Below are 14,789 nucleotides of genomic sequence, written 5' to 3'. Positions count from 1 at the left end.
CGAGAACGGAATTCGAACGTGTTCCTCACTCCTACCGAGAGCGAGCGGCTGACCATCTTCACTGCGGCCGAGTTCGCCCGGCGAAATCTCCGCGACGGTGTTCGGCTCTCGCATCCTGAGGCGGTGGCGTATCTGACCGACGAAATCCTGCTCGCTGCCCGCAAGGATCTGAGCTTCGAGGAGGTGATCGATCACGCCGGTCACCTGCTCACCGCGGCGCAGGTTCAGGACGGAGTTGCGGCCATGGTGGACATGATCATGGTGGACGCGCCGTTCGCCGAAGGCACGAAGCTGATCACCGTGGTCGACCCGATCGCGCCCACGGCGGACGATATCGTTCCCGGCGAGATCATCGTGGCCGAACAGGCCGTCGTACTGTTCAGCGGTTCCGAGATCACCAGGGTCACCGTCGTCAACAGAGGAGATCGCGACGTTCAAGTACGCAGTCAGACACACTTCTTCGAAGCCAACGAGTCCCTGGAATTCGATCGGCGCGCGGCATGGGGACGCAGGCTGGCAGTTGCCTCGGGCGCGGGTGTCAGATTCGAGCCCGGAATGTCCGTCGTCGCAAGCCTGGTTCCGATCTCGGGCGACCGAGTGGTGCACGGCTTCCGTGGTCTGGTCGACGGTCCGCTGGACTCGAACGAGGATGCGACGACGGGAGCTCCCTCGTGAACAACGACGACATCGCGATCGACCGGGCCTCGTATGTGCGGATGTTCGGCCCGACGGTCGGAGACAGGATACGGCTCGCAGATTCCTCTCTGTTCGTGGAGATCGAGCGTGATCTGACCACGCCCGGTTACGAGCTGCTGGCGGGGGCAGGAAAGAACGTGCGGGACGGGGAGGGGTACCGGCCTACGTCGACGGCATCGGACGGCGCACTCGATTACGTGTTCATCGGGGCTACGGTGATCGATGCGGTGCAGGGAGTCATCAAGGCCGACATCGGTATTCGCGGTGGCCTCATCGCCGGTATAGGCAAAGCCGGCAATCCAGATGTGATGCCCGATGTCACCGAGGGCATGGTCGTCGGACACATGACGACGCCGATACCGGCCGCGGGGATGATCGTTACGGCCGGAGCCATCGAAACCCACGCCCACTTGATCTCTCCCCAGCAGAGCGAACACGCGCTGGCTACCGGTACGACCACCCTGATCGGAGGTTCTCCCGGCCCGGCGTTCGAGGTGGGAACCGGAAGTGCGCGCAATCTCGGACTGTTTCTCCGAGGTGGTGAGCACACCCCGATGAACTTCGTCGCGTTCGGCAGAGGTGCGTCCGACGAGCGAGCGGTACTGGAATCGGTGGCAGCAGGTGCAGGTGCGGTCAAGATTCACGAAGACTTCGGCGCATCACCCGCAGTGATCGACAAGACCCTTCGCGCAGCAGATTCCGCGGACTTCGCCGTCCATTTGCATACCGACTCGATCAACGAGTTCGGGTTTGCCGAGACGACCATGAACACCATCGGCGACCGGACGATTCACATGTATCACGTCGAAGGTGCAGGTGGTGGACACGCGCCCGATCTCATCCGATGCGTCGGATACGACAACGTCATACCGGCATCGACGAATCCCACGAATCCTTACACCGCGTACGCCCTCGACGAGGGAATACCGATGACGATGGCCGCGCACAACATGAACTGGCAGGCACCGGAGGACGTGGCATTCGCCGAAGCGCGCATTCGTCCGCAGACGATGATCGCCGAGGACTTCTTGCACGACATGGGCGCGATCTCCATCTTCGGAAGCGACACTCAGGGAATGGGGCGCGTGGCCGAGAACATCGCCAACTGTTGGCAATTGGCGGATGTGATGAAGCAGCGGGTAGGGCGATTGCCGGAAGAGACGACCGAGGCGGCCGACAACGAGCGAGTCAAACGGTATATCGCGAAATTGACTGTCAATCCAGCTATCTCAATCGGCGCCGCCGGGTCCATCGGGTCCGTCGAAGTGGGAAAGGTTGCCGATCTGGTCCTGTGGTCACCGGCCTTCTTCGGCGTCAAACCCGAGGTGGTCATGAAGAACGGATTCGTCGCATGGGCCTCCCTCGGCGACGCGGCAGGTAGCATTTCGCGTTCACAACCGGTGGTGAGTCGGCCCAATTGGGGTGCGCTCGGGGCAGCATCCGCCGAACTCGGCATGGTCTTCATGTCCTCGCTCGCCGTCGACGCCGGCGTCGCGGAACAGCTGGGTCTGCGAAAACGCGTCGTCCCCATCGCGTCGGTCCGGGGCTTGCGCAAATCCGACATGGTGCGCAACTCGGCGCTTCCGCTGGTGGAGGTCGATCCACGAACCTTCGAGGTCAGGGCAGACGGAGTGCTGTTGACCGGCGAACCTGCGACCAGCGTCCCCTTCTCGAGGAGGTACCTGCTCCGATGAACAACCGTCGTGCAGCACGTATCGGGATAGGCGGGCCCGTCGGATCGGGAAAGACCGCCCTCGTCGAGCAGCTCGTAGCCGTCTTCGGCGCGGCAGATCGATCGGTCTCGGTCATCACGAACGATCTCGTCACGGCCGAGGACGCCGAACGAGTCAAGCGCAGCGGCCTGATCGACCCCGCGCGGGTACGTGCGGTGGAGGCGGGTGGATGTCCGCACACCGTGATTCGAGAGGACCCATCGCTCAACATCGCAGCCGCCGACGAGTTGGAGGCGCAGTTTCCGAACACCGAGGTGATCTTGCTCGAAAGTGGCGGTGACAATTTGGCGTCCACCTTCTCTCGGGATCTGGTCGACTACTGGATCTTCGTGATCGATGTGGCCGGCGGAGACGACATCCCCCGCAAACGAGGCCCCGGTGTGGTTCGGTGTGATCTGTTGGTGGTCAACAAGATCGATCTCGCCCCGTACGTCGGCGTGAATCTCGAGTTGCTACTGCACGAAGCGGATCTCGTGCGCAGCGGCAAGCCGATCGTGTCCACCAATGCTCGCACGGGCGATGGCATTGCCGCTGTGGTGGCGCAGCTCGATCGCGACGTGTTGTTCGTGTGATCTCGCGGTCTCTGGATCTGTCGTTCGAAGCGGTGCGCGGACAGACGGTGTTCGACAGGAAACGCTACCGCTGGCCGCAGTCGGTGGGGCGCATGTTTCCCGGTCCGCATCCCCGTTCAGGTTCGGTGATCGTTCAGAACTCGGGGGCATCGATCCACCCCGGCGACGTGATCGAGCAACGCGTGCACGTCGGCACGGGCGCGTACGTACAAATTCTCGGCCAGGGCGCGATGTTGGTGACGGGCAAGCCGGGCTGTGCAGCGGCGACCGAGTCGACGGTTCTGCGGTTGCGGGGCGACGGTCGGTTGATTCATTGCCCCGAGCCCAGAATCCTCACGAGGCATGCGCATTTCGTGCAACTGACCGACGTGGAGATCGGCGACGGTTCCGCCGTCGTCGTGGACGCTTTCGTGTTGCATCCCGAGCTGACCGCGAACGACGTCGGCAGTATCAGCTCCACCGTTCGGGTTCGGTGCGTCGAGGGTCAGGAACCCCTGATGGTCGATGCCCAGCTGCTCGACTCGAGCCTGTGGCCGCGCTCGCTTCGCGCGTTCGGCACCGTCTACGTCCTGGGTTCGGCCGCGACCGTGCCCGCGCTGTCGGACGTCGACGGTGTGCACCTGGCGGTCACGGAGCTTCCGAACGGCGTCGGTCATGCCGTGCGAATGGCCGCGGAGGAGGGTGGTGCGTTGCGGACGGCTCTCGAAAGGACGGTGCGGCTCGTCCGCTGATGATGTGCCCCGGCCGCTGTGCACGAAAGTTCGTAGTGGGCTACGAGGTTTCGCTCACCTGGGTCCACCAGGGATCGGGGCGCTTGCGATGCCACTGCAGCACGTTCTCGAGTTGAGCGGCAACCGAAACGAGCAGTGGCTCGGAGGATTCGTGGCCCATCAACTGCAGGCCGATGGGTAGGCCGGCGGCGGTGAATCCTGCGGGCACGTTGACGCTCGGCCACCCCAGCACGTTCCACGGCCAGGTGTAGGGGCAGTGCTCGGTGATGACCCGATCGGTGTCGGCGTTGGAGATGCCGTCGATGGCCTCGATCCGGGGCGGCGGGGTGGCGGTCGTCGGGGCGAGCACGATGTCGTACTCGTCGAAGAACCGGCCGACACGACGCCCGATGCGAGGTTCGGCGGCGCGTGCTGCGCGCAGCGGCGCTCCGGCCAGAGCCCGGCCGGTCTTGGCGTTGGCTCGGGTGCGTGGGTCGGCGAGAGACGGATCGGGGAGACGGTCGAGCCAGGTGGCCACACCCGCCAGCGAGCGGGGTAAGAAGTTGAGCCCCAACAACATTCCGTATGCCGGATCGTCGACGACCACTCGGTGCCCGAGTAGCCGCAGTACCGCGGCCATCCGATAAGCGGCACCGGCGATCTCCGGGTCCAGCGGGGCAGGCGTCGGAATGAACGGCTTACGCAGGCTCAGCGCGATCCGCAGCGAACCGGGGTTGCGTCCGACGGCGTCCGAGACCGTCAGCGGCGTCGGACGATGCAGATCTCCGTCGTGACTGCCCGAGACCACATCGAGGAGGAGTGCCGCGTCGGCCACGGTTCGCGCGAGCGGGCCGATGACGGTGATGCCGTTGAACGCCTCGGGCTCCGGCCACGACGATATGCGTCCGCGTTGCGGCTTGATCCCCACGAGATTGGTCCACGAGGCCGGAATCCGCACCGAGCCGGCACCGTCGGAACCCAGAGCGGCAGAAACCAATTCGGCAGCCACCGCGGCAGAACTGCCACCCGAGGAGCCGCCCGGGGTGCGCTCGCGGTCCCATGGGTTGCGGGTGTGCCCGAAGGTACCGCCGGTGAACGGCCACTGGCCGAGCTCCGGGCTGTTGGTCTTTCCGACGATGACGGCTCCGGCTGCACGCAGTCTGCGTACCACCTCCGAATCCGTGGTGGCAGATGGAAAGTTGCCCGCGCATCCGAAGGCGGTCGGTTCCCCGGTGACGTCCACGTCGTCCTTGACGGCGACGGGAACGCCGAGCAGGGGAGCGGTGGTGCCGGCGGCGCGCAGACGATCCGCTTCGGCCGCCTCGGCGAGTGCGGAGTCGCGGCGCACGATGCGGAACGCGTTGAGCGTGGGTTGGCTCTTCTCGATGCGATCGAGTGATTCGGAAACCGCCTGTACCGACGTGATGCGACCCGACGCGAGAGCGGCAGCCTGAGCAACGAGAGTCGACCGATGGAAATCCACGCCTGCACAGTATCGACTCCTCGTCAGCGCGGGAACGGTCACCGCCGCAGCCCGCGTGGGACACTGGATGACGTGAGGCCATACCGTGACAACGCAGTCGTCCTGCGCCAGCACAAGCTGGGTGAGGCCGATCGCATCGTCACGTTGTTGACCAGGGAGAACGGAATCGTGCGGGCCGTTGCCAAGGGAGTTCGCCGCACCAAATCCAAGTTCGGTGCGCGGCTGGAACCGTTTGCGCACATCGACGTTCTGCTCTATCCGGGACGCAACCTCGACATCGTCACCCAGGTGCACACGGTCGACGCGTTCGGCGGAGACATCGTGGCCGACTACGGTCGCTACACCACCGGTTGCGCGGTTCTCGAAACTGCCGAACGGCTGGCGGGTGAGGAGCATGCACCCGCACAGCGGCTGCATCAGTTGACCGTCGGTGCCCTGCGTGCCCTCGCGCAGCACGTCAGGCCCCCCGAGCTGGTGCTCGACGCGTACCTGCTGCGCGCGATGGGTTTCGCCGGATGGGCTCCCGCACTGACCGACTGCGCGCGGTGCGCAGCGGTGGGCCCACATCGAGCGTTCCATGTCGCTGCCGGTGGAGCCGTGTGTGTGCACTGCCGACCGCCGGGATCGGCGACGCCGTCGACCGGAGTTCTCGATCTGATGGTTGCGCTCGAGCGCGGGGAATGGGACTACACCATCACCACCTCCGATGCCGTCCGCAAGCAGGCCAGTGGACTGGTGGCGGCGCATCTGCAATGGCATCTGGAACGACAGTTGCGCACGCTTCCGCTCATCGAACGTTCGCACCCGCATCAGGTACCGCTGGCGCAACCTGACTCCGTGTTCGCCGACACCGTCGGGCAGGATGGGGACCGTGATTCGACGACGAGAGCAGGGGCCTCGGCCTGACGAACAGTCGACGGTGCGCCCTCCCGATCCGCATCCGTCGGGCGCTCGTCCGCCCATCCTGCAGCCGGAACTGATACCTCGCCACGTCGCACTGGTGATGGACGGCAACGGTCGGTGGGCACAGGATCGCGGTCTGCCGCGCACCGCCGGACACGAGCAGGGTGAAGCGGTGCTCATGGACACCGTCTGCGGGTGCATCGAGATCGGGGTGCAGTGGCTGTCCGCGTACGCCTTCTCGACGGAGAACTGGAAGCGCAGTCCCGACGAGGTCAAGTTCCTGATGGGCTTCAACCGTGACGTCATTCGTCGTCGGCGCGACGAGATGAACGAGATGGGCGTCCGGGTTCGCTGGGCCGGCCGTCGACCGAGGTTGTGGGGCAGTGTCATCAAGGAACTCGAAGTGGCCGAGGAGTTGACGAAGCACAACACCGTGATGACGCTGACTATGTGCGTCAACTACGGTGGCCGGGCCGAGATTGCCGATGCTACAAGGGAAATCGCCAGGCAGGTGGCTGCGGGCAAGCTGAACCCCGAGAAGATCACCGAGGCCACCGTCGCCAAGTACCTCGACGAATCGGATATGCCCGACGTGGATCTGTTCCTGCGTCCGTCGGGGGAGCAGCGGACGTCGAACTTTCTGCTCTGGCAGTCCGCGTACGCGGAGTTCGTCTTCCAGAAGAAGCTCTTCCCGGATTTCGACCGTCGGGATCTGTGGGAGGCGTGTATCGAATACGCCTCGCGGGACCGACGATTCGGTGGAGTCAAGTATGAGTGACACCGCGAACGGGACGCCGGACGAGGGGCTCTCGTTGCAGGCCCGTGCCCAGTTGGCGCTCTCGCAGTTCGCGACGGTCACACTCGGCGAGGAGGGTTCTCTCGGTTTCGACTATGCGGGTGCTCTGTGCTCGCTGCGTGCCGTGCGACTCTCGCCCGAGCTCGAGGTGCTCTCGCTCACCGCGGTGTTGGCGTGGGACCGGCCGTTGAAGCCTGCTCTGCACAAGAAAGTCGCCGACCGCAATGCGGATTCGCAGTTCGGCGCGATCTCGGTCAATACTCACGACAAGCTCGCGGATGTGTTGCTGCGCTACACCTTTCCTGCGAACGGTCTGGACGACGAGGCGATGCTGACGATGCTCATCCTGGTGCTCGCCGGAGTCGAGAAGGCGCGCGAGGGTCTACTGCCCTGATCGGTCAGCTAAGGTTTGCCTGTACTTACTTCCCAGTAGAGGCGGATGCGATGACTGTGCGGTGGACCCGAATGCTCACGGCGGTGGTGGCGGTGATCGCCCTCGGTGTCGCCCTGACGGCTTGTTCGACTGCCGACAACGGCGACACGGCGACGCAATCGGCGGACGGAGTATTCCCGGTCGTCATCGATCACATCTACGGCGGCACGACCGTCGCCGAGAAGCCCACGCGCATCGTCACGCTCGGGGTGTCCGACGCCGATGCCGTCATCGCGCTCGGCACAGTTCCCGTCGGCAACGCCGGGTACACGTTCTACGAGACCGGACTGGGTCCGTGGACCGACGAGTTGGTCGGTGATGCACCGTTGACGTTGCTGGGCTCCGAGTCCGAGCCGAACTTCGAGCTGATCGCCTCGCTGGCACCGGATCTGATCACCGGGCTCAACGCGGGCTTCGACGAGGCCACGTACACCAGGCTCAGTGACATCGCCCCGACGGTCGCTCGACCGGCCGGATCGGCCGCGTACGCCGTCGATCGTGAGGTGGCCACCGACACGATCGCTCGCGCGATGGGTGAGCGCGAACGCGGCGAGGAGCTGAACGCGCAGACCACCGCTGCGCTCGAACAGGTGCGAGCCGCACATCCGGAGTTCGCGGGTAAGACTGCAGCCGTGGTGCTTCCGTACGACGGCCAATTCGGTGCATATCTGCCCGGTGATGCCCGCGGCACGTTCGTCACCTCGCTGGGCTTCGAGATTCCGGAACCGATTCTGGCCCAGGACGATGGGACCAACTTCTTCGTTCCGGTCTCGGCAGAGAACATCTCGCAGCTCGACGCCGACGTGGTGCTCTACCTCGGTACCGGCGACGACATCGACGTCGTGGCCGAGAACCCGATCTTCGGAACGCTGACAGCGGCCCGAAACGATGCCATCGTTCCGTTGTCCATCGATCAGCGTGGAGCGATCACGTACAACTCGGTGCTGTCGATTCCGTTCGCTATCGACGCGGTGGTGCCTCGCGTGGCAGACGCCGTCGCCTGAGCGGATTCAGCGAGCGGCAGCGCTGCACTGACTGCAGGTGCCGAATATCTCGATCGTGTGGCTGACGTCGCTGAAACCGTTGGATTCGGCGACGCTCTGCGACCACTTCTCGACAGTGGGACCTTCCACCTCGACGGTGAAACCGCACGAGCGGCACACCAGGTGATGGTGATGTCCCGAGGAGCAGCGCCGGTAGACCGACTCCCCGTTGTCGGTGCGCAGTACGTCGACCGTCCCGGCGTCCGCCAGGGTCTGAAGTGTGCGATACACCGTGGTGAGGCCGATACCCTCACCGCGCTTGCGTAATTCGTCGTGCAGATCCTGTGCGGACTTGAACTCTTCGATGGTGTCGAGCAGGTCCGAGATCGCGCTGCGCTGCTTGGTGGCTCGCACCCCGACGACGACGGGTCGTCTGGGGGTGGCGGTGTCGGTGGACTTGTCGGTCATAGGTTCCGGCCTTCCTCGGCGTGGGCCACGGCGTCGACGACGATGTGGGAGAGGTGATCGTCGACCAACCGGTACAGGACCTCGCGTCCGTTGCGTTCTCCGCGCACCACACCCGCTGCCTTCAGTACCCGAAGGTGCTGGCTGATCAACGGTTGCGTGACACCGAGGGCGACGACGAGTTCGTGGACGCACCGCTCGGACTCGCGCAGCTGCAGCACGATGGCGATGCGTACCGGGGCGGCCAGTGCCCGCAGGATGTCGCCCGCCGCAGCCAGAGTTTCCTTCGGCGGAATGTGAGCCGGGGGAGCGTCGGCGAACGGATCGCCGGAGTGCAACGGATGCTCGGGGTCTTGCCGGTGGGGCGAACTTGCTTCCACTGTCGAGTCCGTGGACACGGTTGCGGCTCCTTCGGCCGCCGGTTCGTTGCCGGCGGACTCTCCCTGCACGATCGACGTCATGGCACCAGGTTAGTGCAGTAGTTGTTATTGCAAATCGTATTCATTGTGATATGCACAAGTGCGCATGTCAACTTCCGCACCTGACCGCTGTTCGGATTCGACCGCCGAGCCAGATAGTCTGATCAGGGCGAAAACGCCCACGTCACCTCTTACACGATGTAACCGAAGATGGAGAGCTCCGCCAGTGGCACCCAAGTCCAAAGTCGAAACCGTCGCCAACCTCGCCAAGCGCAGAGGCCTCGTCTACCCGTGCGGCGAGATCTACGGCGGTACCAGGTCGGCCTGGGATTACGGTCCGTTGGGCGTCGAGCTCAAGGAGAACATCAAGAAGCAGTGGTGGCGCAACATGATCACCAGCCGTGACGACACCGTCGGGCTGGACTCCTCGGTGATCCTGCCGCGTGAGGTGTGGGAGGCGTCGGGCCACGTTGAGACGTTCTCCGACCCGCTGGTGGAGTCGCTGCACACGCACAAGCGGTACCGCGCCGACCACCTCATCGAGGCCTACGAGGAAAAGCACGGCCACCCGCCGGAGAACGGCCTCGCCGACATTCGCGATCCCGAAACCGGTGAGCCCGGCTCCTGGACCGAACCGCGTGCCTTCTCGGGCCTGCTCAAGACCTTCCTCGGCCCGGTCGACAACGAAGAGGGCCTGCACTACCTGCGTCCCGAGACCGCACAGGGCATCTTCGTCAACTTCGCCAACGTGCTGACCACCTCACGCAAGAAGCCGCCGTTCGGCATCGGCCAGATCGGCAAGAGCTTTCGTAACGAGATCACTCCCGGAAACTTCATCTTCCGCACCCGTGAGTTCGAGCAGATGGAGATGGAGTTCTTCGTCAAGCCCGGCGAGGACGACGAGTGGCATCAGTACTGGATCGACTACCGCATGAAGTGGTACACCGACCTCGGTATCGACCCGGAGAACCTGCGGCTCTACGAGCACGCCAAGGAAAAGCTGTCGCACTACTCCAAGCGCACCGTGGACATCGAGTACAAGTTCGGCTTCCAGGGCAGCGCGTGGGGTGAGCTCGAGGGCGTCGCGAACCGCACGGATTACGACCTCTCGGTGCATTCGAAGGCGTCGGGCCAGGATCTGAGCTACTACGAGCAGGCCACCGACACCCGCTACACCCCGTACGTCATCGAGCCTGCGGCCGGTCTGACGCGTTCGCTGATGGCGTTCCTCGTCGACGCGTACACCGAGGACGAGGCACCCAACGCCAAGGGTGGCGTCGACAAGCGCGTCGTGCTCAAGCTCGACCGTCGTCTGGCCCCGGTGAAGGTCGCGGTGCTCCCGCTCTCGCGTAACGCCGATCTGACGCCCAAGGCGAAAGATCTCGCGCAGCAACTGCGTCAGTACTGGAACGTCGAATTCGACGACGCCGGAGCAATCGGTCGCCGCTACCGTCGTCAGGACGAGATCGGCACCCCGTTCTGCATCACCGTCGACTTCGAGACTCTCGACGATCACGCCGTCACCATCCGCGAGCGCGACACCATGGCGCAGGAGCGTGTGGCACTCGATCAGGTCGAGGGCTACATCGCGTCTCGTCTGATCGGCGCGTAGGAACCTCACACACACGACAGGGCCCGATCTCGCGATGAGATCGGGCCCTGTCGTATGTCTGTCGAGAAACTAGAAGCGGCCGCCGCCACCGCCGAATCCGCCGCCACCACCGCCGCCGCCGAAGCCCCCGCCACCGCCGAATCCGCCACCGAATCCTCCGCCACCCCCACCACGCAGCACACTGTTGATCAGGATGCCGCCGAGGACTGCACCGGCGATGTTGCCGCCGCTACTGCCGCCGCGCGGACCGTGGCGATTCTCCCAGTTCTGCACGTCGGACTGGGCGATCTGCGATGCGCGCGAGGCCAATTGGCTCGCAGCGTGCGCGTGCTTGAGGGCCTCGTCCGGGTTCTCGGGTTCGAGCTGACGCGCCGCACCGAGGTGTCGTTCGGCCTCGGACAGGCGCGTTCTGGCGTCGGCACCCACTCCGCCGCGGCGCGTCGAGATGTAGTCCGCAGCGGCGGTGATCTGCGCCTGAGCGGCCGCGATGTCGCGATCCAGGCGGGCCCGAAGTTGGTCCTCGGCGGCCTTGTCCGCCGACGCCTCGTCGACGATCTTCTCGAGTTCGGCATCGGCTTCGGCGAGGGCGGTGTAGCTGCCGAGAGGGTCCGAGGACTGCGCCGTCTCCGCGTTCTTCAATGCCGTCTGTGCGGCTGTCATGGCTGCCTGCAGTTCGGCCCCGCCGTGTTCGGCCAATCCACGAGCCTGCTCGATGTCGCGTCTCACGTCCGCGATGGCGTCGGGCAGGGTTGCGATGGCATGCCTGATGTCGTCACGGGCATGGTCGACGCCGTCGAGCAGGGTCTTGGCCTGGTCGACGGCTCGCTCGGCCGTGCGAATCGCGGTGACCGCCGGCCCCTGCTTGCCGGGCGGGAGTGCCGCCGCCGAGCGTCCGGCCTCGATGTTCTCCTCGGCCAGCGCCATCCGCTCCTTGGCCATCGTGACGTTGTCGGCAATCGAGTTCAGCGCCGATTCGGAGAAGTCCGAATGCAGCTGAGCAAGAACCGATTCGGACTGCGGAATTCTCACCGTCAAGCCGACGACCGCCTGGGTCAGTTCGTCGAGGTGGGCGTCGGCGTTCATCACGAGATCGCGGAACCCGTCGAATTCCTCCACCCGCGAATCGAGTTCGCGATCGGCCTGGCCACAGGAGGAGATGATCTCGACGAGCATCGCCCGTCGCTGCTCGGGAGTTTCCGGAATGGCGTCGTCGAGGCGTTGACGGATCTCGAAGGCGGTTGCGAGAGCCTTCTTGGCGTTGTCGTGAGCAGTGATGAACGGCGCGGCGGCGGAATCTCCGAATTCTCCACGGGCGAGGTTCAATTCCTCTTCGCTGGCGCGCACCGCGTTGTCGGTCTCGATCAGGATTTCCTTGGCCCGCGTGTCGAGGACGTCGATGGGGAAGGCGGCCAGTGCGGCCGGGTCGCTCGGATCGATCTTCGCCACGGCCTCGACCTCTGCGGCGACTCGGGCCTTCTTGCGGCGCGACGAGTAGACGACGGCTCCGCCGCCTGCCACGGCCAGTGCGCCGACGCCGATCAGCAGCGGTGCCGACGAGCCACCGCTGCCGCTCGAGGCGTACGCGTCGCCGAGTGCACCGGCGGCCGCAATGGCCGCACCGGACCAATCTTCTTCGCGCAGTGCAGGTTCGACATCGTCGACACGGATCGAATCTTGTTCGGAGGTGGTGATCTGAGACAGGCCGGTGTTCACCGCGAGGTAGTACGAACGGTCCACGGTGGCCACGGCGAGCAGAACGTCGCGCTGGCCGAGGTCACTTCTCTGGTACGTCTGCTCGGCCCAGTTCGCCGCCGACATGTTGTCGAAGTCCGCGACATAGGTGACCCACAACCGAACCTGGCTGCTGCCGTAGAGATCGTCGATCGAGGTCTGCACCTCGGCGAGTGCATCCGGGTCGAGTGCCTGGACGTTGTCGGTGATCTGTGTGGCCAGCCGCGACGGAGCCTCGGCGGATGCAACTCCCGGCGCGAGCAGGACCGCGGCGAAGAGGGTCAGAGCACCCACGGCGGCGAGACGACGAAATCGGTGGATTGCTTCTCGAACGACTGGGGCGCTGGTGTGCCGCCGGTGCTGGACTGCCATGGCCTGAAATCTACCGGCTGCGCGCCCGTGAGATCGAGCAGGTCGATTCGGATGCATGACAGTTGTCACCTCGCAATCGTGACGCCCGAACGAGGTCGGAGTCGCTCGGCCGCAGCAGAGTGATTCCCATGACCACAACGAAAGCAGTCGAACTGCGCAGCGTCACCAAGACCTACGGCTCGGTCCGGGCGGTCGACGGGCTGAGCCTGTCCATCGAACCGGGCGAGGTCGTCGCATTTCTCGGGCCGAACGGAGCGGGAAAGACGACCACCATCGACATGATGCTCGGCCTGGCGACACCCACAACAGGTTCGGTGTCGGTGTTCGGTGGAACTCCCGCCGACGCGATCGCCCAGGGGCGCATCTCGGCCGTCATGCAGACCGGCGGTCTGCTTCGCGATCTGACCGTCCGCGAAACCGTCGAGCTGACCTCGGCACTGTTCGCCCACACCCGGTCGGTGAAGGAGGTACTGACCCGGGCCGGCATCGCCGATATCGGAGACCGTCGAGTGGCGAAATGCTCCGGCGGTCAGCAGCAAAGGCTTCGATTCGCGCTCGCTCTGCTGCCGGATCCGGATCTGCTGGTGCTGGACGAGCCGACCACCGGCATGGACGTCGAGGGGCGCCGCGACTTCTGGAACGCCATTCGCCAGGACGCCAGCACCGGCCGCACGGTGCTGTTCGCAACGCACTATCTGGACGAGGCCGACGCCTACGCGGACCGCATCGTGCTGGTGCGGCACGGCAAGATCGTCGCCGACGGCAGCGCCGCCGAGGTGAAGAACCTGGCCGCTGGGCGCACCGTCACCGCCACGCTGCCCGGCGTCGACCAGTCGGTGTTGCTGGCTCTGCCGGGGGTGGACCGCGTCGACACACGTGGCGATCGGGTGATCGTGCACGGACGCGACTCCGACGCCGTGGCCCGGTACCTACTCAACGATGCACACGCGACCGATCTGGAAATCGTCTCGCGCAACCTCGAAGACGCATTCCTCGCCCTGACCACCGATTCCGAAAACGACACAGCCGAAAACGACCTCGCCGGGAGCATTCGATGACCACGACCGCACACTCCGCAGCCACCCGTACCTCTGCCAGAGCCGTTGCCTGGGGCGGGTTTTCGCCGACCTTCCTCGGACTCGAGATCCGCAGGCTCTTCCGGAACAAGCGAACTCTGATCTTCACGTTGGTGATGCCGCCGGTGTTCTTCGTCATCTTCGGCACGCAGTCCGACTACCGGACCAACTACCCGTTCGCGCACGGCAACGTCACCGGTTACATCGCCATCAGCATGGCCGTCTACGGCGCGATGCTCGCGACCACGAGCGGGGGAGCGATGGTGTCGGTCGAACGGGCGCAGGGGTGGAGTAGGCAGCTCCGCCTGACGCCGTTGAAGCCCGTGGCCTACATCATCACCAAGGTTCTGGTGGCCATGACGATGGGTGCCGCTGCGATCGTCGTGGTGTTCGTCGTCGCGAAATTCTTCGGGGCGGACATGCCGATCTGGGTGTGGATCAGCTGCGGAGTGATCGCGTGGCTCGGCTCTGCAGTGTTCGCCGCGTTCGGGCTGTTCATGGGCTACCTGCTGCCCTCGGAGAACGTCATGCAGATCCTCGGACCGGTGCTGGCTTTCCTGGCGTTGGCCGGCGGACTGTTCGTCCCGCTCGGTGACAGCGGCTGGTTTCCGATGCTGGCCCAGTTCACCCCGCTCTACGGCCTGGCGACCGTATCCCGGGCACCGTTCACCTCCGCCGATGCGGGCACTCTGATGATCGCCGTGGTGAACCTGGTGGTGTGGGCGACGGTGTTCGTCGCCGGAGCGGCGCTGCTGTTCCGGAAAGACACCAAGCGTGCGTGAGACCGAAACCGCTGATCATGTCG

The 14,789-nt window shown here is 65.0% G+C and carries 15 protein-coding genes; 11 read left to right on the top strand and 4 right to left on the bottom strand.

Annotated features, from left to right (window positions below; all coding sequences use genetic code 11):
- Window positions 1–18 precede the first annotated feature (18 nt).
- From ureB to R4P47_RS07850, 4 genes are read left to right on the top strand one after another with little or no spacing between them, the layout of a single operon-like run.
- A complete protein-coding gene (gene ureB, locus R4P47_RS07865) occupies window positions 19–675 on the top strand; it encodes an urease subunit beta (protein ID WP_317784434.1) in 657 nt (218 codons plus the stop codon).
- Window positions 672–2,390, top strand: coding sequence for an urease subunit alpha (ureC, locus tag R4P47_RS07860; protein WP_317784433.1), 1,719 nt, complete (start codon window positions 672–674; stop codon window positions 2,388–2,390). The genes ureB and ureC overlap by 4 nt, the downstream gene beginning before the upstream one ends.
- Window positions 2,387–3,001: an urease accessory protein UreG gene (gene ureG, locus R4P47_RS07855; RefSeq protein WP_317784432.1), complete on the top strand. Its 615-nt coding sequence runs from the start codon at window positions 2,387–2,389 to the stop codon at window positions 2,999–3,001. Before ureC ends, ureG begins: the two co-directional genes overlap by 4 nt.
- A complete protein-coding gene (locus tag R4P47_RS07850) occupies window positions 2,998–3,732 on the top strand; it encodes an urease accessory protein UreD (protein WP_317784431.1) in 735 nt (244 codons plus the stop codon). Before ureG ends, R4P47_RS07850 begins: the two co-directional genes overlap by 4 nt.
- Window positions 3,733–3,772: 40 nt before the next feature.
- Here the strand turns inward: R4P47_RS07850 and R4P47_RS07845 are convergent, their stop codons facing one another.
- Window positions 3,773–5,194 carry an amidase gene (locus R4P47_RS07845; protein ID WP_317784430.1) on the bottom strand — a complete coding sequence of 474 codons (1,422 nt, stop codon included), beginning with the start codon at window positions 5,192–5,194 and terminating at the stop codon, window positions 3,773–3,775.
- A gap of 72 nt (window positions 5,195–5,266) precedes the next feature.
- On the opposite strand from R4P47_RS07845, the gene recO reads away from it, so the two are divergent.
- The 4 genes from recO to R4P47_RS07825 are packed head-to-tail and all read left to right on the top strand — an operon-like array spanning window position 5,267 to window position 8,330.
- Window positions 5,267–6,100: a DNA repair protein RecO gene (gene recO / locus R4P47_RS07840; RefSeq protein WP_317784429.1), complete on the top strand. Its 834-nt coding sequence runs from the start codon at window positions 5,267–5,269 to the stop codon at window positions 6,098–6,100.
- Complete coding sequence (locus R4P47_RS07835) at window positions 6,057–6,875, top strand: isoprenyl transferase (RefSeq protein WP_068052326.1); 819 nt, start codon at window positions 6,057–6,059, stop codon at window positions 6,873–6,875. The genes recO and R4P47_RS07835 overlap by 44 nt, the downstream gene beginning before the upstream one ends.
- On the top strand, window positions 6,868–7,287 hold the full coding sequence (locus R4P47_RS07830) for a hypothetical protein (RefSeq protein ID WP_317784428.1): 420 nt from the start codon (window positions 6,868–6,870) through the stop codon (window positions 7,285–7,287). The genes R4P47_RS07835 and R4P47_RS07830 overlap by 8 nt, the downstream gene beginning before the upstream one ends.
- A gap of 50 nt (window positions 7,288–7,337) precedes the next feature.
- Window positions 7,338–8,330 carry an iron-siderophore ABC transporter substrate-binding protein gene (locus tag R4P47_RS07825; protein WP_317784427.1) on the top strand — a complete coding sequence of 331 codons (993 nt, stop codon included), beginning with the start codon at window positions 7,338–7,340 and terminating at the stop codon, window positions 8,328–8,330.
- A 6-nt stretch (window positions 8,331–8,336) separates the two neighbouring features.
- Here R4P47_RS07825 and R4P47_RS07820 read toward each other — a convergent pair whose 3' ends face one another.
- Complete coding sequence (locus tag R4P47_RS07820; RefSeq protein WP_037193030.1) at window positions 8,337–8,777, bottom strand: Fur family transcriptional regulator; 441 nt, start codon at window positions 8,775–8,777, stop codon at window positions 8,337–8,339.
- A complete protein-coding gene (locus R4P47_RS07815; protein WP_306437454.1) occupies window positions 8,774–9,235 on the bottom strand; it encodes an ArsR/SmtB family transcription factor in 462 nt (153 codons plus the stop codon). Before R4P47_RS07815 ends, R4P47_RS07820 begins: the two co-directional genes overlap by 4 nt.
- A gap of 184 nt (window positions 9,236–9,419) precedes the next feature.
- On the opposite strand from R4P47_RS07815, the gene R4P47_RS07810 reads away from it, so the two are divergent.
- Complete coding sequence (locus R4P47_RS07810) at window positions 9,420–10,805, top strand: glycine--tRNA ligase (RefSeq protein ID WP_094640185.1); 1,386 nt, start codon at window positions 9,420–9,422, stop codon at window positions 10,803–10,805.
- A gap of 69 nt (window positions 10,806–10,874) precedes the next feature.
- Here the strand turns inward: R4P47_RS07810 and R4P47_RS07805 are convergent, their stop codons facing one another.
- A complete protein-coding gene (locus R4P47_RS07805) occupies window positions 10,875–12,908 on the bottom strand; it encodes a TPM domain-containing protein (protein WP_317548638.1) in 2,034 nt (677 codons plus the stop codon).
- A gap of 128 nt (window positions 12,909–13,036) precedes the next feature.
- On the opposite strand from R4P47_RS07805, the gene R4P47_RS07800 reads away from it, so the two are divergent.
- On the top strand, window positions 13,037–13,966 hold the full coding sequence (locus R4P47_RS07800; RefSeq protein ID WP_317784426.1) for an ABC transporter ATP-binding protein: 930 nt from the start codon (window positions 13,037–13,039) through the stop codon (window positions 13,964–13,966).
- Window positions 13,963–14,766, top strand: a complete 804-nt coding sequence (locus tag R4P47_RS07795) for an ABC transporter permease (RefSeq protein WP_317548636.1) — start codon at window positions 13,963–13,965, stop codon at window positions 14,764–14,766. Before R4P47_RS07800 ends, R4P47_RS07795 begins: the two co-directional genes overlap by 4 nt.
- The last annotated feature ends 23 nt before the right edge of the window (window positions 14,767–14,789 follow it).

The organism is Rhodococcus sp. IEGM 1370 (assembly GCF_033142325.1).
Taxonomy (GTDB): domain Bacteria; phylum Actinomycetota; class Actinomycetes; order Mycobacteriales; family Mycobacteriaceae; genus Rhodococcoides.
Note: the sequence above shows the minus strand (reverse complement) of the source record. Positions and strands in the feature narration are given on the sequence as shown.